Consider the following 18139-nt stretch of genomic DNA (forward strand, 5'->3'; position numbering starts at 1 on the left):
TTTTCTGACCATACTATGATAACATTCATTGGGTGGTATGCTAACTTCCGTTGGTAGTATGGTAAGAACACCAGGGTACTACCTAGGAAAACAATGAAAGGAGTAAACCAGCCTAAGCCTATTTACTCCTTTCCAACAAACTAAAAACTACACTAAATTTTGAACTAACCTAAAAGTCTATTTAATTATCTGAAATTATTCCTGATTGAAGCTGTAATCTTCTATGGGTAAAGAAAATACGGCTCTTTACTGTACCAAGAGGTAAGCCTAATTTATCTGCAATCTCATGGTATTCAAAACCAGCGATATGCATAGAGAATGGTATCTTATATTCTTTTGACAGTTCATTCAGTACATGACGCACCTCTTTCAAATCGTAAGTACTTTCTGCATTGCTAACCTCTGAGGTTTGGGGTAGGTTAAGGTGATATAGGTTTTCTGTGTGGTCAACGTGAGTTTGTTCCCGAACCACTCTTTTGTAATTGTTTATAAATAAATTGCGCATCATAATGTACATCCATCCTTTAAAGTTAGTTTTGGGATTATATTTATTTTCGTTATCTAATGTCTTAATCGAGGTTTCCTGTATGAAATTTAAGCTCTTTTTCATAATAAACTCACTTTCCTTTTAAATTATTAATTTATTCGTTTTTTATCGTTTAGGTATTGCAAGTTTAGCTGTATTTTCCGACTTTAGTGGGATGAAAACTATCTCAAAAAGGGGGTAAAACTAACATCTGATAGTTTTCCGGTTCTTTTTGACAGTTTATAGGTGGTTTATTTGCAGTATATCTTTTTTAAACCATTGTATGATCAAAACATCTAATATATTGTTTAGTGTATATTATGTGTTTTATTTAATGGAGGATAATTATGAAAATGAAAACGTTTTTTTGGATCACTTGCATAATAGCATGTTTAACGACTATGCCACTTATGGCTCAAAATGCATCAAATAAAAAGAAACAAAAAGAAGTAGCAATAAAAGAGCTTATTAAGTCGGGAAATTATAAAATAGAGGTTTCAATCGCTTATCCGCGAGGTGGAAAGAGCGTACCCTTAACATCTTCGTATGATCTGGAAATACGGAATGATTCCGTTATTTCGCACTTACCTTTTTATGGAAGGGCTTATTCTATACCTTATGGAGGTGGAGATGGCTTGAATTTCAAAGCTCCTTTGGATGAATATGAAGTAGAGTATAATCCTAAAAAAGAAAAATACGAAGTCAAATTGGGTGCACGAACAAACGAAGATACCTTCCGGTTCAATCTGGAGATCTTTTTTAATGGTTCCTCAAGAATTGATGTTACGATGCAAAACCGCGAATCAATTAGCTATTCGGGCGAAATAGAACTACTCCCCCTTTAGAGTAGGAAGCCCTATTTGATATTTGACTGCAATTATACGAACCAGGAATACGCTGCATCCGCTGATGATTTGTGTAAGGATTAAATCTATACCAATCCAATCACATATATAATACACAATGCCTCCGATAAGGCAGGCCAGCGCATATATTTCCTTTCGGAAGATCAGGGGGATTTCGTTGATAAATACATCACGAAGTACCCCACCCGCCGATCCGGTAATACCACCCATAATGATAGCTACCCAAAACGGATAGCCCAGAGCGATTGTTTTCTCAACTCCAACGACAGTGAATAATGCCAGCCCGATGGTGTCAAACATAAAAAAGGTATTATTCAGGTGGATGAGATATTTGCCAAAGAAAACAACCCAAAGTACAGCCAATCCTGAGCAAACAAGATACATCGGGTTTGTCATCCAGAAAGGGGTAACATCCAGGAGTAAATCACGTATCGTACCGCCGCCGATAGCGGTTGCCAGCCCTACAACGTAAGCTCCAAACCAATCAAATTGCTTGGCCGAAGCCAGCCGGATACCACTAATTGCAAATGCAAATGTACCAAAGAACTCTATTATTTGGGTAAATGTTGGCATATTGTTATTTTTCTTTCTGCAAAGAAACGAATAATTTGCGGCAACAAAAAATATCATGTATTTTTGTAGATATGAAAATAACTATTGTTGCAGGGGCACGCCCGAATTTTATGAAAATAGCTCCTATTACACGAGCTATTGAAACGGCCAGAAAGCAAGGACAACTTATTTCTTACCGTTTAATATATACCGGTACAGAACAAGATGCCAGTCTTGACGCTTCTTTATTTTCAGATTTACAAATGAAAACTCCCGATGCTTACTTAGGTATAGATGAAACGGACCCGATACAGTTGGCAGCCCGCATTATGATCGCTTTTGACAAAGAGATACAGAAAAATCCGACTTCGGTTGTTCTTGTTGTCGATGATCTTACTGCTACAATGAGTTGTGCAATTGTAGCTCAGAAACGAAATATAAAAGTAGCTCATTTGGTTGCAGGAACCCGTTCATTTGATTTGCATATGCCCAAAGAAGTGAACCGGGTGATTACAGATGGACTGTCGGATTACCTTTTCACCGCAGGAATGGCTGCAAACAGGAATTTAAATCAAACAGGCACCGAAGCAGAACATGTTTATTATGTAGGTAATATATTGATAGACTCCATCCGTTTCAATCGTGGACGATTAATCCAGCCTGTGTGGTTTTCTGTTTTAGGGTTGAAGCAAAAAGAATATCTATTGCTGACGATCAATCGCAGGGTTTTATTAGAAAATGAGAAAAACCTGACGGAATTATTAAAGGTGTTGATTAATCATGCACAGGGCTTGCCGATTATTGCTCCATTGCATAGCTATGTTCGTGAGGCTATTAAGCGCACAGGCATAACAGCGCCAAACCTGCACATACTTCCCCCCCAAAGCTATTTATCTTTTGGATATTTAATGAATAACGCCAAAGCGATTATTACAGATTCGGGCAATGTAGCCGAGGAAGGAACCTTTCTTGGTATACCTTGCATGACCCTTAATACATATGCCGAGCATCCTGAAACCCACCGCTTTGGGACCAACGTACTGGTCGGAGAATCTCCAGAGGCTTTGAAAGAAGCTATGCAAACCTTAATGGCGGGCAATTGGAAGACCGGCAGTTTACCCGAACGTTGGGATGGCCGCACAGCCGAAAGAATCGTCCAAATCCTGCTACAAGGTACTACACCCAAGCTTGACTAATATCGATTTTTGATTCCATAGGGTTGGAAAACTCTCATCCAGTGAGCAAGTTTTCTATTTTCTTAGCTTATATTAGGAATCTGTTTGAATTTGTTTGATAGTAATTGTTTAACTTTGTCGCCTTATGCTTTGACTTTTATGGCACAACGATATTATAAAACAATTATATTTCTTCTTTTTATTCTGATTTCCCCACAGGCTTTTTCGCAGTTGCGAGGAGTCATTACGGACTCGTTGACGAATGAGACGTTAATGTATATATCCGTATTTTATGAAGGAAAAGGTGTAGGGGCAATATCAAATACCAAAGGAGAATATACGATCGAAACCCGCAGAGGGTGGAATGAACTGACGTTTTCTGCCATAGGATATATCACAAAGGTGGTTCGGATAGAACCCGGCATGAAATTTCTTAATGTAAAGATGGCTCCCGCCGATATCATGCTTAGCGAAGTCGTTGTAAAGCCACAACGCGAACGTTACACCCGGAAAAATAATCCTGCGGTAGACTTTATGCGTAAAGTTATTGAACATAAGTCGGAACAAAAACTTGAAGAAAATGATTTCTATCGTTACGACAAATACCAGAAGATGAAAACATCACTCAATGATGTTAAACCTGAAGGACTGGATAAAGGGTTATTTAAGAAAATGCCTTTCCTCAAGGATCAGATAGAGGTATCGCCGGAATCACAAAAATTAATCCTGCCTTTATCCATTCAGGAAACAGCTTCGGAAGTTATTTACCGTAAGTCTCCCAAAAACCAGAAAACGATTATTAAGGGAATGCGTTCCAATGGTATTGATGAGCTCTTTTCAACGGGCGACATGGTGGGCACGGTATTGAATGATGTTTTCTCTGACGTGAACATCTACGACAATGATATTCGTTTGTTGCAGGAACGATTTGTCAGCCCTATTTCCAGTTCTTCGGCTATATCTTTCTATAAATTCTATTTGATGGATACAATTATGGTTGACCGGCACGAGTGTGTTCATTTGACCTTCGTACCGCAAAACTCCCAGGATTTTGGATTCACGGGGCATCTGTATGTTGTTAACGATTCAACTTATGCTGTGAAGAAGTGCCAGATGAATCTTCCGAAGAATACAGGTGTGAACTTTGTGGAACGTTTGGACATCAGCCAGGAATTTGAGCAATTGCCCAATGGTAACTGGGTGCTGACGGATGATGATATGGTGATCGACCTTTCGCTAGTCGATGCTGTTCAAGGCGCACAAGTGCGGCGAACGACTAAATATACAAATTATTCTTTTGAACCTTTGGAGGCCGACCTATTCAAGAAAAGAGGAAACGTAATTAAAGATCCAAGAGCGCAAAACAGGGACGATAGTTTCTGGGCTGAGGTAAGGCAGGTGCCGCTGACAGAAACCGAAGGCGGGATGGATAACCTGATTGATAAATTCCAGGAAATACCGGGTTTCAAATACTTTATGATCGGTCTTAGAGCACTGGTCGAAAACTATGTGGAAACCGGCACCAAGAATACGCCCAGTAAGTTTGATTTTGGACCTGTGAATACGGTTATATCCAGTAATTATATAGATGGTACCCGTTTTAGGCTGAGTGGACAAACCACAGCACAGTTCAATCCCAACTGGTTCCTGAAAGGATATGCAGCGTATGGCCTTCGCGACCAGAAGTGGAAATATGAAGCAGAGGTTACTTATGCATTCGACAAACGGGAGTTTTTCCCCTGGGAGTTCCCACGCCATAATCTATCGCTGAGGTATCGTTATGACGTGATGTCTCCAATGGATAAATTCCTTGCCACAGATAAAGACAACGTATTTGTTGCCTGGAAAATTACAACTGTAGATCAGATGTCTTACGTACGCGATATAGAGATGAAGCACGAGATAGAAACGATGAACGGACTATCTTTAACAACATCTTTACTGCATCGTAATGATGAACCTGCCGGAAAGTTACAATATTTGCGTAATGATGGCGATGCTACGGCTGTGCATGATATTACTACAACTGAACTTGGTGTAACCTTAAGTTATTCTCCGGGGCAGACGTATATTAATACTAAACAACGTCGCCGTCCGGTATCTTTCGATGCTCCGGTTTACACATTATCACATACTACTGGTTTTAAAGGTGTACTAGGTGGGGATTACAATTTTAACCTCACAGAAGCCAGTATATGGAAGCGTTTCTGGTTATCGTCATGGGGAAGGGCGGATGTAACATTAAAAGCGGGTGCACAGTGGGATAAAGTACCTTTTCCGTTGCTCATCTTACCTGCCGCCAACCTATCGTATATAACGCAGAAGGAAACCTTCAACCTGATCAACAACATGGAGTTCATGAATGACCGTTATGCTTCTTTTTCCGTAACTTATGATATGGGTGGCAAACTGCTGAACCGTATTCCTTTAATGAAAAAGCTGAAATGGCGCGAAGCATTCCGTTTCCGCACGCTTTGGGGAGATCTGACGGACAAGAATAATCCTTATAAGAATCCGGGAGACAGCGATCTGTTCTTATTTCCGGCACGTGATGGAGAAGTGACAAGCTTTGTTATGGACCCTAAAAAACCTTATATGGAGGCCAGTGTTGGTATTTATAACATATTCAAGATATTGCATGTCGAATACGTACGCCGTTTGAACTATTTGGATAATCCGAATACAAAAAAGCATGGTATTCGCTTTATGATAATGATGACTTTCTAAATCTCAGAGACTATGGCAAAACCACTCGCCGAAAGGCTTAGGCCGAAGACATTGGATGAGTACATCGGTCAGAAACACTTGGTTGGCCCCGGAGCTGTACTTCGTAAAATGATTGAATCCGGGCGTATCTCTTCCTTTATACTCTGGGGACCTCCCGGGGTAGGAAAAACTACATTGGCGCAGATTATTGCGAATAAACTGGAAACTCCTTTTTATACACTGAGTGCTGTTACATCAGGGGTGAAAGATGTGCGGGAGGTTATTGAACGTGCCAAGAGCAATCGCTTCTTCTCGCAATCCAGTCCGATACTTTTCATTGATGAAATCCATCGCTTCAGTAAGTCGCAACAAGATTCGCTGTTGGGTGCTGTCGAAAATGGAACGGTAACCTTGATCGGGGCAACAACAGAGAACCCTTCGTTTGAGGTGATACGTCCTCTCCTATCGCGTAGCCAGCTTTATGTACTGAAATCGTTGGAGAAGGATGACCTTCTGGAATTACTGCAACGTGCCATTACAACGGATACCATATTAAAAGAGCGAAGGATAGAGTTGAAAGAAACGGATGCTATGCTTCGCTTCTCGGGTGGAGATGCGCGAAAGCTTTTGAATATACTAGAACTTGTGGTAGAGTCTGAGTCAGAGGAAACGGTTATTATTACGGATAAACTTGTTACAGAGCGTCTGCAAGAGAACCCTTTAGCTTATGATAAGGACGGAGAGATGCACTATGACATTATCTCTGCATTTATAAAATCCATCCGGGGCAGTGATCCCGATGGGGCTATTTATTGGTTGGCCCGTATGGTGGAAGGTGGAGAAGATCCGGCGTTTATAGCCCGTCGTTTGGTAATATCTGCTGCCGAAGATATTGGGTTGGCCAATCCGAATGCGTTGTTGTTGGCTAATGCCTGTTTCGATACTTTAATGAAAATCGGATGGCCTGAGGGACGAATTGTATTGGCGGAAACAACTCTTTATCTGGCAACCAGCCCCAAAAGTAATTCTGCTTATATGGCCATAGACAGTGCCATTGCTGCTGTACGCGAAACGGGCAACCTGCCTGTGCCCTTGCATTTAAGGAATGCGCCGACCAAGTTGATGAAACAGTTGGGCTACGGACAAGATTACAAGTATGCCCATAGTTATGAAGGGAATTTCGTTAAGCAACAGTTCCTGCCGGATGAAGCTAAGGACCGCCGTTTCTGGGAACCACAAAGTAATGGATCGGAAGCAGCATTAAAGGACCGTATGCAGCAGTTGTGGGGAGATAAATATAAGAAATAGAACCAATTAAATTACATACTTATGAAAATCGTTGTATTAGATGGTTACACCCTCAATCCGGGTGACTTGTCGTGGGATGAATTGAAAACCTTGGGTGAATGTACACTATACGACCGTACATTGCCTGATCAAATCCTGGAACGTTCTGCCGGTGCAGAAGTACTGTTAACGAATAAAGTGGTACTTACTGCCGAACTTATAAATCAACTGCCCGATCTGAAATATATTGGCGTATTGGCTACCGGTTATAACGTGGTAGATATCCCTGCCGCCAAAGAACGGGGAATCATTGTTACCAATATTCCTGCCTATAGCACTCCTTCTGTAGGGCAGATGGTATTTGCACATATCCTCAATATTGCACAACAAGTACAATACCATTCCGAAGAGGTGCACAAAGGCCGCTGGGTCAATAGCCCGGACTTTTGCTTTTGGGATACTCCGCTGATTGAACTGCTAGGAAAGAAAATCGGTCTTATCGGCTTGGGACAAACCGGATATAATACTGCCCGTATTGCTATGGGCTTTGGTATGAAGATATGGGCACATACATCGAAATCGCGCTTGCAACTACCTCCTGAAATTAAGAAACTGGAAATAGATCAGATTTTTAAAGAATGTGATATCGTGAGCCTGCATTGTCCGCTGACCGAAGAGAACCGCGAGTTTGTAAATGCCGAACTACTTTCGTCTATGAAACCTACCGCTATATTGATCAATACGGGCCGTGGCGGACTGATCAATGAACAAGATCTGGCCGATGCTTTGAACTCCGGAAAACTCTATGCAGCAGGACTGGATGTGTTATCCACCGAACCTCCTCGCGCAGATAACCCACTGCTTACGGCTAAGAATTGTTTTATTACACCGCATATTGCCTGGGCAACCCTTGCTGCCCGTCAACGGCTGATGGGGATAATGCTGGAAAATATAAAAGCCTACCAAAGTGGCAGACCTGTGAATAACGTTGTGCGCTGAAATTAGAATTATAATATGGATGCGTTTGACAATAAAAATGGAAGTCAATAGTAGAAGCCCAAAAGAATGATGCATCAAAAAAAACTTCTTGATGCAACGAAAATTATTTTTTGATGCATCAAAAATATATTTTTGTCGAATCAAAAAATAAACCCCATTCAGAATCACTCTAAACCGCTTTTCGGTTTTGCATTCTGAATGGGGTTTCTGTAATATATTTTATACTAATTTGCTTTAATAAGCATGCCCTTCCCCATCCATTTCCTGAGCATCAATTTTCTTATTATCAATGCTTCTCCATGCATAAAATATATAGGCTATTACAAATGGAACCAGAATAGATACATACGCCATTGTTCGCAGTGTGAACTCACTGGAACAACTGTTGGCTAGGGTCAATGAACTTTGTATATCCAAGCTGGATGGATAATAAGCCGTGTGGTTATATCCCGCACAAAGCAACAACGCCAATACTGTGAATACCGTTCCAAACCCGGCAAACCAGATTCCTTTTGTGAATCCCGGCTTAAATATACTTTTCCCAATACCAAACAGCACCAATACAACACCAATAAGGAACAGTCCCAGAACCACCGGCATCTCTATAAAGTTGGTGAAGTATTTATATTGCTCCATATATACTTCTTGCGTTGCAGGATTAACTGCAAAGCCTTTGGCCAGAAGCGTACGGACGACAAATGCGAGGAAAAATACCAGGAACAACCCACTGTTTACGATCAGTGCTTTCCGGGAGCGGTCATTCAACTCTTTGTCATCAATGTTATTCAGAAAATACAAAAGGCCCAGTACCCTGGCCAGGAAAAAGACTGCCAACCCAAGGACCACATTCCAAATGTTGGTCAGTGCATCCAATCCATGCCAGTTATTTCCCCAGCTACTGATTACAGGCATCATCTGATCAATCATATTTTCTTTATTAACCAGGAAATTCGATCCCGTAAAGAACGTGGCGACTGCACCACCTAAAAGAACAGGACCAACGATTCCATTGATTACCAGAAAAGTCTGATAAGTTTTCTTCCCCAGTAAATTCCCGGCTTTACTCTGAAACTCATAACTCACAGCTTGCAGAACGAAGCTGAAAAGAATAATCATCCACAGCCAGTACGCTCCTCCGAAGCTTGTGCTATAGAAGAGAGGGAACGAAGCAAAAAATGCTCCACCAAAGGTTACTAAAGTGGTAAACGTAAACTCCCACTTACGACCAGTGGAGTTTACCATCATTTTTCGCTGTTCCTCCGTCTTAGCCAATGAGAACAACAGCGAATTTCCACCCTGAACAAAGAGCAGGAAAACCAGAATAGCGGCCAACAAGGATACCACCAGCCACCAATATTGTTGTAAAAGTTCGTATGACATAATTTTTAATTTTAAATTTAGGATTCAGGCACATCATGTTCAGTAGCCGGCCCTTTCTTTATCTCGCGAAGCATTATACTGATCTCTGCAATTAACATTACAGTAAACAGTCCCAGGAAAATAAAGAAAGTGGTTTGTACGGAACTTGTTTGAAGTTTGGACACTGCTGCTCCCACAGGAAGCATATCCTGTATAGCCCACGGCTGGCGTCCACACTCAGCCACAATCCATCCGGCTTGCCCCGCCATGTATCCCAAAGGTATGGTCAATAAGGCAATCCAGTGCATCCATTTGATCTTTGTCAAATCTTTCTTGTAGGCAAAAAACAATACCACTAGAAAGAAAAGTATGAAATACATCCCTAATATAACCATGATACGGAATGCATAAAAGTTGAGTGGAACATTGGGCACCAGATCGTGCACATTTTTAATATACCCATATCCGAAATAAGCCACGTTTTCTTTCAATGTTTGATAAGCAGTTCCTGCTTCAACTTCATTTCCTGCTTTCTTAGCTGCACGGTAAGTAGATAAAGCAGCTATCGCGGTTTTGCCCCGTTCAATTTTCTCTGCGGCAGAAAGCGCAATCGTGCCATCCCTTTCTGTGTATCCTCCTTCAATAATATCTTTAATACCCGGAACATAACCGTCCAGGTCTCTTGTGGAAAGGAAAGATAATAATTGGGGAAGTTCGATACGGAACAGGAAAGGGTCTACTCCATCGTCATATTTTTCTTTCTGAGGATTCAACAATCCTACAGCAACCAGTCCGGCACCTTCCCCACCTTCGTAAAATCCTTCTACCGCTGCCAGTTTCATGGGTTGCACTCTGGCTACATCATAACCGGAACTATCGCCTGTCAATGCCGAGAATACAGTAGCCACTAATCCGAAGATTGCCGCAATCTTAATACTGGCAAGAGCAAACTTCTTCTCCCGGTTCTTCAACAGGAACCAGCAACTCACCCCAACTACAAAAACAGCACCGAGCACCCATCCCGAAAGAACAGAGTGGAAGAACTTGTTAACAGCCACAGGTGAGGTGGCGATGGCCCAGAAATCTACCATCTCATTACGCATCGTATCCGGATTAAACTCCATTCCTATAGGATATTGCATCCATGCATTGGCCACCAGAATCCACCAGGCAGAAATAGTAGCGCCTATCCCCGTAAGCCAGGTCGAAGCCAGGTGGAAACGTTTGCTAACTTTGTCCCAGCCAAAGAACATAACAGCAATAAAAGTAGCCTCCATAAAGAATGCAAGTATGCCCTCAATAGCCAAAGGAGCACCGAATATATCGCCCACAAACCAGGAATAATTACTCCAGTTTGTTCCGAACTCAAATTCGAGAATGATACCCGTAGCTACTCCTACGGCGAAGTTAATCCCGAATATCTTCATCCAGAACTTCGCAGTCTTTTTCCAGAACTCATCTCCTGTTTTATAGTACATGGTTTCCATAATTCCCATGATTACGGCGAGTCCTAGCGTTAATGGAACAAAAATCCAATGATACATAGCTGTCAGAGCGAATTGTGCTCTCGACCAGTCAATTAACGAAGTGTCAATGCTTTCTATCATAATTTTATCATTAAGTGTTAACGGTTATCATCCACAAGGATATCCGGACGCTCCAACAGTTCAGTTGCAACAAACTCCTCCTTTGTGGTTCCTTCTGGGCGGGTATTTAAAAAATTAGGAAAGAAAAAGATTTTTAAGATACCGAACATAATAAAGAGTTTTAAAAGGATAATTAGCCATAAAGTACGACCCAGAGTCATACTACGGAATCCTTCTACGTAGAAATTCCAAATGCGAGTCACCGTATTTTTCATCTTCTGTATTATTCGGTTTTTACAAAACTATGAATTCTATTGAATTGGACAATCTATTGATATATAGATTTTTTCAATCTCTATATAATTAAAACCAATTAATGAGCGTTTTGTTTAGTAAACCTCAATGAAGTTATCGATAAATTCATTGAATTGGCAGATACATAACCTTGCGGTGTCTATTGTTTTTGCCATAAAAAGATAGGAAGAGTAATTTTGTTTTAGTAAAATCATAAAACTACAGATATGACAAGAGTAAAAAGATGGATAGGGATAACGCTATGTGTTGGGGCGTTCTTTGCATGCCAAAGCTTATATGCACAAGAACGTCCCATCGTATGGGACTTAGCAACTTGTATTGATTATGCGATGGAGCATAATATCAGCATTCAGAAGAGTCGTATCAATGCCGAGAGCAGCAGCATTGATGTCAGAACTGCCAAAGCCAATCTCTTTCCAAATTTATCATTCAATACCAGCCACAACTATGTGAATCGCCCGTTGACGGAAGATGGAAGTGCGAAAAAGAATAGTTACAACGGCAATTACGGATTGAATTCCTCGTGGACGGTATACAATGGTGGAAAGAATACCAAAACCATAAGTCAGGAAAAGCTGAATAGCCGTATGGCCGAGCTGGATGTGGCGCAAAATGAAAATGATATAGAGGTTGCCATAACACAACTGTATGTGCAAATCCTTTATGCGGCCGAATCAGTGAAGATCAATGAAAGTACGGTTGAAGTTTCGGAAGCACAAATGAACCGTGCAAAAGAGTTGTTAGCTGTAGGATCAATAGCCAGGAGTGATTATGCTCAGATGGAATCGCAATACAGTAGTGATAAGTATCAGTTAGTTAATTCGTTGGCATCGTTACAAGATTATAAACTTCAACTAAAACAACTGCTGGAATTAGATGGTGAAGAAGAAATGGAACTCTCTATGCCCGAGCTGAGTGATGGAAATGTATTGAATCCATTACCCACTAAAACAGATGTATATAGGGCAGCGCTTACTTTCCGTCCTGAAATAGAAGCCGGAAAACTAAACATTGAAGCGTCTGATCTTGGGATAGATATTGCCCGTGCAGGGTATATGCCAACGTTGAGTTTAAGTGCAGGAATCGGAACCAATCATACCACCGGTAGTGATTTTACATTTGGTGAGCAGGTTAAGAACGGATGGAATAACTCTATAGGTTTAACCGTTTCTGTTCCTATTTTTAATAACAGGCAAACGAAAAGTGCGGTACAGAAAGCCAAACTTCAGTATCAATCGAGCAAACTGGATATGTTGAATGAAGAAAAAGCCTTGTATAGCACCATTGAAGGTATTTGGCTGGATGCCAATACGGCCCAACAACGTTATGTAGCAGCAAAAGAGAACCTAAATAGTACACAAATCAGTTACGATCTGGTGAATGAACAATTCACATTAGGTATGAAAAATACGGTTGAACTTCTTACGGAAAAGAATAATTTGTTGTCGGCCAAACAGGAGCTTATTCAAGCTAAGTATATGGCTATTTTGAATATGCAGTTATTAAGATTCTATCAGGGAGAGGAGATCGTGTTATAACCGTAGGGGCGGTTCGCGAACTGTTCAGGACAAATAAAATTAAATAAATATCAGAATATGAATAAGAAAAAACTAATTATCATCATTGCTATCCTGCTAATTGCCGGAGCTATTGCATGGCTACTATGGGGTCCTGCACCCAAACATAAGGTAGTATACGAAACCACACAGGTGAGTAAAGGAAACATCAGCAATTCTGTGACAGCTACCGGCACTGTGGAGCCTGTAACACAGGTAGAAGTCGGTACCCAGGTTTCCGGTATAGTAAGCAAGCTCTATGTGGATTATAACAGCGAGGTGAAGAAGGGTGAGGTTATAGCCGAACTGGATAAAATAAACTTATTGAATGAGTTAGCCAGTAGAAAGAGCACTATGTCCAATGCTAAAACAGAATACGATTATCAGCTAAAGAACTATACCCGCATTAAAACCCTGCATGAGAAGCAGTTGGTTTCCGATACGGACTACGAGACAGCTTGGTATAATTACGAAAAAGCTAAAAACTCTTATGATATCAGCCGGAATGATGTAGCGAAAGCAGAGACTAACCTCGGCTATGCTACAATCTATTCGCCTATTGATGGGGTGGTATTGAGCCGTGCAGTGGAAGAAGGTCAAACGGTAGCTGCTTCCTTCAGTACTCCTACCCTCTTCACTATTGCGAATGACTTGACAGACATGCAGGTAGTGGCCGATGTAGACGAAGCAGATATAGGTGAAGTGGTTGAAGGACAGCGTGTCACATTTAGCGTAGATGCTTTCCCGAATGATACTTTCGAAGGAAAAGTAACCCAGGTACGCCAGCAGGCAACCACAACCAGTAATGTAGTGACTTATGAAGTAGTGGTATCTGCCTATAACCCGGATTTAAAATTAAAACCGGGACTGACTGCTAACATCACCATTTACACCCTGGAGAGGAATAACGTGCTTTCCGTTCCTTCTAAAGCCCTACGTTTTACTCCTGTACAACCACTTATTGGCAAAGAAGATAAAGTTGTCGATACCAATGCCGAACATAAGCTGTGGACCCGCGAAGGCAATACCTTTACGGCTCATGCAGTTCAGGTAGGGATTAACAATGGTATTCTAACTGAGATTACGGGTGGAATAAGCGAAGGTACAGTAATTGTCACCGGAGCAACTATCGGACAAATGCCGGGTGAAACAGGTATGACCCCTCCACAAGGAGAACAACAGGAATCATCTCCATTTATGCCTGCACGTCCCGGTAGCAGAAACAATAAAAAATAATAGTCAGAATGAGTAAACCCATTATTGAACTTCATAATATAAAGCGAGACTTCGTGGTTGGTGAGGAGATCGTACATGCTCTCCGGGGCATATCTTTCACCATTACAGAGGGAGAGTTCGTTACGATCATGGGTACATCCGGATCGGGAAAATCAACGCTGCTCAACACCTTGGGTTGCCTGGATACTCCCAGCAGTGGCGAGTATCTGTTAGATAGCATTCCTGTGCGTAGTATGAGCAAAAACGAACGCGCCGTATTGCGCAATCGCAAGATTGGTTTTGTATTTCAAAGCTATAACCTGCTGGCTAAAACAACAGCAGTAGAGAATGTCGAGTTGCCTTTGATGTATAATCCGTCAATAAGCGCAGCTGAAAGAAAAAAACGGGCGATTGCTGCATTGAATGACGTTGGACTTGGCGATCGTTTGATGCATAAAAGTAATCAGATGAGTGGTGGACAAATGCAACGTGTAGCTATCGCCCGTGCATTGGTAAATGACCCTGCGGTGATATTGGCCGACGAAGCAACCGGTAACCTGGATACGCGTACTTCATATGAAATTCTTGTGCTTTTTCAGAAGTTGCATGCCGAAGGCAGAACGATTATATTCGTCACCCACAATCCGGAAATAGCACAATATAGCAGTAGAAATATTGTACTACGTGATGGGCAGGTAAAAGAAGATACGGTAAACAAGAATATACTCTCGGCGGCGGAAGTGCTGCAAGCACTTCCTGTAGTTGAAGATTGAAAGTTACCATGCGGACAAAATACGATGAACTTTCAACTCTCAACCTTCAATCTTCAACTAAATAAATTAACTTTCAATTTTCAACTTTCAATTTTCAACTAAATAAAGTGAACGGAACAAATCTATTCAAGATAGCCCTAAAGGCGCTGGTAAACAATAAGATGCGTGCCTTCCTGACTATGCTGGGGATTATTATCGGAGTAGCTTCGGTAATAACCATGTTGGCTATCGGGCAAGGTTCAAAAAGAAGCATTCAGAGTCAGATAGCCGAAATGGGTTCTAACATGATCATGATACACCCCGGTGCCGATATGCGCGGCGGAGTGCGTCAGGACCCCAGTGCTATGCAGACACTAAAACTGACCGATTACGAAAGCCTTCGCAATGAGACGAAATATCTTTCGGCGGTAAGTCCGAACGTTTCCAGCAACGGACAGTTTATTAATGGTTCGAACAACTACCCTTCCAGTATGAGCGGTGTTGGTCTGGATTATTTAACGATCCGCCAGTTGACCGTTGAAAACGGTGAGATGTTTACTGAGGCAGATATACAAAGCAGTGCTAAAGTTTGTGTTATCGGAAAAACAATTGCCGACAACCTGTTTACCGATGGAAGCGACCCTGTAGGGCGTGTTATACGTTTTAATAAGATTCCTTTTCGTGTGGTCGGAGTGCTTAAATCCAAAGGATATAACTCGATGGGGCAAGATCAGGATGCTGTAGTACTTGCACCCTACACAACAGTTATGAAACGACTGCTTGCTGTAACCTACTTACAGGGAATCTTTGCTTCTGCACTGACCGAAGATATGACCGATCTGGCCACAGAAGAAGTGTCTACCATTCTCCGCACCAATCATAAACTGAAATCTACCGACGATGATGATTTTAATATCCGCTCGCAACAGGAGTTGAGTTCTATGTTAAGTTCAACAACAAACCTGATGACCACGCTACTGGCATGTATTGCAGGAATTAGTTTGATCGTAGGGGGAATCGGAATTATGAACATCATGTATGTGAGTGTAACGGAACGTACCCGTGAAATCGGTTTGCGCATGTCGGTAGGTGCACGTGGAGTAGATATCCTGAGCCAGTTTCTGATAGAGGCTATTCTGATTAGTATTACCGGTGGTATTATCGGGGTATTTTTAGGTGTAGGTGCATCATTTGTGGTGAAAGGTATTCTTAACTGGCCGGTATATATTCAATTATGGAGTGTTTTCCTTAGTTTTGCCGTATGTACACTAACCGGTGTTTTCTTTGGTTGGTATCCTGCCAAAAAAGCAGCCGACCTTGATCCGATAGAAGCGATCAGATACGAATAAAAATGTTACTTTTGTGATTATGAAGAAATTACTGGCACAACATCATCGCACGCTCGAGGTACTGATCCATATCATCAGTTGGGTTATTGTCTTTACATTCCCCCTACTGTTTGTTGATCGTACAAGTGAATATTTTACCTGGGATCGTTTCTTACGACACTCCATCGTGCCTTTATCTTTTGTTGTCGTATTCTATCTGAATTATCTTTGGCTCATTCCCAGGCTTTTATTCAGGGAACAAACCTATAAGTATATTATATTTAATCTCATTCTGGTCACTGTAATGGGGCTAGGCATTCATTATATTCAAGAGTTTTATTTCACGATTGAACAGCCCATCCGCCCTACAAAACGTCCCCCACAACCCAGATGGACATTTCTGGTCCGGGACATCTTAGGCATGTGTTTTACTGCCGGATTAAGTGCCATTATTCGCATCAGCCGCAGGTGGAGTAAACTGGAAAGTGCACGTCGCGAAGCCGAAAAGCAACGGACTGAGGCAGAGCTTAAGAATTTACGCAATCAGTTGAATCCTCATTTCCTGCTGAACACGCTGAATAATATATATGCTTTGATCGCTTTTGACTCGGGCAAGGCACAACAAGCGGTTCAGGAACTTAGTAAACTGCTGCGCCATATGTTGTATGACAATCAACAGACGTATGTATCACTAGGCAAAGAGGCAGAGTTTATTTATAATTATATTGAACTGATGCGCATCCGTTTGTCGTCGAACGTAAAACTGGAAACTCATCTGGATATCGATAAAAATAGCCGCACTCCGATTACTCCATTGATCTTTATTTCTTTGATAGAGAATGCATTTAAGCATGGCATATCTCCTACCGAGCCTAGCCGGATATATATATCATTATCTGAAGATAACAACCGTATAATTTGCGATATCGTAAATTCAAATTATCCGAAGACTGATCAGGATAAAAGTGGTTCGGGAATAGGGCTGTCTCAGGTAAGTAAACGGCTTGAGTTGCTTTATAAGGGGCAGTACACGTGGGAAAAGTCAGTATCACCCGATGGGAAAGAGTATCATTCGCGTCTGATCATTGAAAGCGGCAAGGTGCTGCCGCCCGATTCCTTGTTTCACCAATAATTACTGATTATGATTTTGAATTGTGCTATAGTAGATGATGAACCTTTAGCATTGGATTTGCTGGAGAGTTATATAGAAAAGACATCATTCCTGCAACTCGATGGGAGATATTCCAGTGCAGTGCAGGCGATGAAGGAATTGCCGGATAAACAGATTGACTTGTTATTCCTCGATATCCAAATGCCGGAACTGAATGGATTGGAGTTTTCCAAAATGGTCAATCCGCATACTCGTATTGTGTTTACAACGGCTTTCGAACAATATGCCATAGATGGTTACCGGGTAAATGCACTGGATTATTTGTTGAAGCCGATATCTTATGTCGAATTTCTTCAGGCGGCCAATAAGGCGTTGCAATGGTTCGAACGTAGTACGAAACCGGAAGAAATAGAGAGCATTTATGTGAAGAGTGATTATAAGCTGGTACAGATTGAGCTCAAAAAGATACTTTATATTGAAGGATTGAAAGATTATATCAAGATTTATACAGAAGACAATACACGTCCGGTACTTTCGCTTATGAGCATGAAAGCAATGGAAGAACTTCTCCCTTCGAGTCGTTTTATGCGCATTCACCGTTCGTTCATTGTCCAGAAGGATAAAATACGGATTGTGGACCGCGGACGTATTGTTTTTGACAAAACCTATATCCCCGTAAGTGACAGTTATAAGCAGGTTTTTCAGGCATATCTGGACGAAAGAAGTTAATCGGTGCGGATTAATCGATAAAAAACGGGAGTTTGTCTATTCCATTTGTGTATCTTGATAATTGTAATTACTTTTGT

15 protein-coding genes and 1 pseudogene are annotated in these 18139 nt (G+C 41.5%); 11 read left to right on the forward strand and 5 right to left on the reverse strand.

Annotated elements, in window-relative coordinates; genetic code table 11:
* Positions 1–181 precede the first annotated feature (181 nt).
* A pseudogene (locus tag D0T87_RS08045) lies at positions 182–595 on the reverse strand (RNA polymerase sigma factor); the annotation flags it as partial.
* 332 nt (positions 596–927) lie between these two features.
* On the opposite strand from D0T87_RS08045, the gene D0T87_RS08050 reads away from it, so the two are divergent.
* Positions 928–1371, forward strand: coding sequence for a DUF4251 domain-containing protein (locus D0T87_RS08050; protein WP_239063565.1), 444 nt, complete (start codon positions 928–930; stop codon positions 1369–1371).
* Here D0T87_RS08050 and D0T87_RS08055 read toward each other — a convergent pair.
* A complete protein-coding gene (locus tag D0T87_RS08055; RefSeq protein WP_163174599.1) occupies positions 1357–1965 on the reverse strand; it encodes a trimeric intracellular cation channel family protein in 609 nt (202 codons plus the stop codon). The genes D0T87_RS08050 and D0T87_RS08055 overlap by 15 nt on opposite strands.
* A 71-nt stretch (positions 1966–2036) precedes the next feature.
* Here D0T87_RS08055 and D0T87_RS08060 point away from each other — a divergent pair, with 71 nt between their 5' ends.
* From D0T87_RS08060 to D0T87_RS08075, 4 genes are all read left to right on the forward strand, one after another.
* Positions 2037–3140, forward strand: coding sequence for a UDP-N-acetyl glucosamine 2-epimerase (locus D0T87_RS08060; protein ID WP_163174601.1), 1104 nt, complete (start codon positions 2037–2039; stop codon positions 3138–3140).
* 138 nt (positions 3141–3278) lie between these two features.
* On the forward strand, positions 3279–5846 hold the full coding sequence (locus D0T87_RS08065; RefSeq protein WP_163174603.1) for a DUF5686 and carboxypeptidase-like regulatory domain-containing protein: 2568 nt from the start codon (positions 3279–3281) through the stop codon (positions 5844–5846).
* A 12-nt stretch (positions 5847–5858) separates the two neighbouring features.
* Positions 5859–7133, forward strand: a complete 1275-nt coding sequence (locus D0T87_RS08070; protein ID WP_163174605.1) for a replication-associated recombination protein A — start codon at positions 5859–5861, stop codon at positions 7131–7133.
* A gap of 21 nt (positions 7134–7154) precedes the next feature.
* Entirely contained in the window at positions 7155–8111 is a 957-nt protein-coding gene (locus D0T87_RS08075) for a D-2-hydroxyacid dehydrogenase (RefSeq protein ID WP_163174607.1), read from the forward strand.
* Positions 8112–8345: 234 nt separating this feature from the next.
* On the opposite strand, the gene cydB is transcribed toward D0T87_RS08075, so the two are convergent.
* Genes cydB through D0T87_RS08090 form a run of 3 tightly spaced genes read right to left on the reverse strand, consistent with a single transcriptional unit; the run spans position 8346 to position 11331 of the window.
* Positions 8346–9491, reverse strand: coding sequence for a cytochrome d ubiquinol oxidase subunit II (gene cydB, locus D0T87_RS08080; RefSeq protein WP_203558640.1), 1146 nt, complete (start codon positions 9489–9491; stop codon positions 8346–8348).
* Between the two features lie 17 nt (positions 9492–9508).
* The gene (locus tag D0T87_RS08085) at positions 9509–11077 is read right to left on the reverse strand and encodes a cytochrome ubiquinol oxidase subunit I (protein ID WP_163174609.1); all 1569 of its coding nucleotides are present in this window, start codon (positions 11075–11077) and stop codon (positions 9509–9511) included.
* 17 nt (positions 11078–11094) lie between these two features.
* Positions 11095–11331 carry a DUF4492 domain-containing protein gene (locus D0T87_RS08090; RefSeq protein WP_163174611.1) on the reverse strand — a complete coding sequence of 79 codons (237 nt, stop codon included), beginning with the start codon at positions 11329–11331 and terminating at the stop codon, positions 11095–11097.
* Between the two features lie 246 nt (positions 11332–11577).
* Between D0T87_RS08090 and D0T87_RS08095 the strand changes: the two genes are divergently transcribed.
* The 6 genes from D0T87_RS08095 (at position 11578) to D0T87_RS08120 (ending at position 18062) form a co-directional block, all read left to right on the forward strand.
* The gene (locus tag D0T87_RS08095) at positions 11578–12909 is read left to right on the forward strand and encodes a TolC family protein (protein WP_163174613.1); all 1332 of its coding nucleotides are present in this window, start codon (positions 11578–11580) and stop codon (positions 12907–12909) included.
* Positions 12910–12966: 57 nt separating this feature from the next.
* Complete coding sequence (locus D0T87_RS08100; RefSeq protein WP_163174615.1) at positions 12967–14163, forward strand: efflux RND transporter periplasmic adaptor subunit; 1197 nt, start codon at positions 12967–12969, stop codon at positions 14161–14163.
* An 8-nt stretch (positions 14164–14171) separates the two neighbouring features.
* Positions 14172–14915 carry an ABC transporter ATP-binding protein gene (locus tag D0T87_RS08105; protein ID WP_163174617.1) on the forward strand — a complete coding sequence of 248 codons (744 nt, stop codon included), beginning with the start codon at positions 14172–14174 and terminating at the stop codon, positions 14913–14915.
* A gap of 107 nt (positions 14916–15022) precedes the next feature.
* A complete protein-coding gene (locus tag D0T87_RS08110) occupies positions 15023–16243 on the forward strand; it encodes an ABC transporter permease (RefSeq protein ID WP_163174620.1) in 1221 nt (406 codons plus the stop codon).
* 19 nt (positions 16244–16262) lie between these two features.
* On the forward strand, positions 16263–17354 hold the full coding sequence (locus D0T87_RS08115; protein WP_163174622.1) for a sensor histidine kinase: 1092 nt from the start codon (positions 16263–16265) through the stop codon (positions 17352–17354).
* 9 nt (positions 17355–17363) lie between these two features.
* Complete coding sequence (locus tag D0T87_RS08120) at positions 17364–18062, forward strand: LytTR family DNA-binding domain-containing protein (RefSeq protein WP_163174624.1); 699 nt, start codon at positions 17364–17366, stop codon at positions 18060–18062.
* Positions 18063–18139 lie beyond the last annotated feature (77 nt).

This window comes from Bacteroides sp. 51 (assembly GCF_010500965.1).
Lineage (GTDB): Bacteria > Bacteroidota > Bacteroidia > Bacteroidales > Bacteroidaceae > Bacteroides.

Excerpts from the sequence above, each read along its gene's own strand:
- D0T87_RS08120 (WP_163174624.1), top strand. The coding sequence starts at position 17,364 with ATGATTTTGAATTGTGCTATAGTAGATGATGAACCTTTAGCATTGGAT.
- D0T87_RS08085 (WP_163174609.1), bottom strand. The coding sequence starts at position 11,077 with ATGATAGAAAGCATTGACACTTCGTTAATTGACTGGTCGAGAGCACAA.
- D0T87_RS08105 (WP_163174617.1), top strand. The coding sequence starts at position 14,172 with ATGAGTAAACCCATTATTGAACTTCATAATATAAAGCGAGACTTCGTG.
- D0T87_RS08070 (WP_163174605.1), top strand. The coding sequence starts at position 5,859 with ATGGCAAAACCACTCGCCGAAAGGCTTAGGCCGAAGACATTGGATGAG.
- D0T87_RS08050 (WP_239063565.1), top strand. The coding sequence starts at position 928 with ATGCCACTTATGGCTCAAAATGCATCAAATAAAAAGAAACAAAAAGAA.
- cydB (WP_203558640.1), bottom strand. The coding sequence starts at position 9,491 with ATGTCATACGAACTTTTACAACAATATTGGTGGCTGGTGGTATCCTTG.
- D0T87_RS08100 (WP_163174615.1), top strand. The coding sequence starts at position 12,967 with ATGAATAAGAAAAAACTAATTATCATCATTGCTATCCTGCTAATTGCC.
- D0T87_RS08065 (WP_163174603.1), top strand. The coding sequence starts at position 3,279 with ATGGCACAACGATATTATAAAACAATTATATTTCTTCTTTTTATTCTG.
- D0T87_RS08055 (WP_163174599.1), bottom strand. The coding sequence starts at position 1,965 with ATGCCAACATTTACCCAAATAATAGAGTTCTTTGGTACATTTGCATTT.
- D0T87_RS08090 (WP_163174611.1), bottom strand. The coding sequence starts at position 11,331 with ATGAAAAATACGGTGACTCGCATTTGGAATTTCTACGTAGAAGGATTC.
- D0T87_RS08060 (WP_163174601.1), top strand. The coding sequence starts at position 2,037 with ATGAAAATAACTATTGTTGCAGGGGCACGCCCGAATTTTATGAAAATA.
- D0T87_RS08075 (WP_163174607.1), top strand. The coding sequence starts at position 7,155 with ATGAAAATCGTTGTATTAGATGGTTACACCCTCAATCCGGGTGACTTG.
- D0T87_RS08115 (WP_163174622.1), top strand. The coding sequence starts at position 16,263 with ATGAAGAAATTACTGGCACAACATCATCGCACGCTCGAGGTACTGATC.
- D0T87_RS08095 (WP_163174613.1), top strand. The coding sequence starts at position 11,578 with ATGACAAGAGTAAAAAGATGGATAGGGATAACGCTATGTGTTGGGGCG.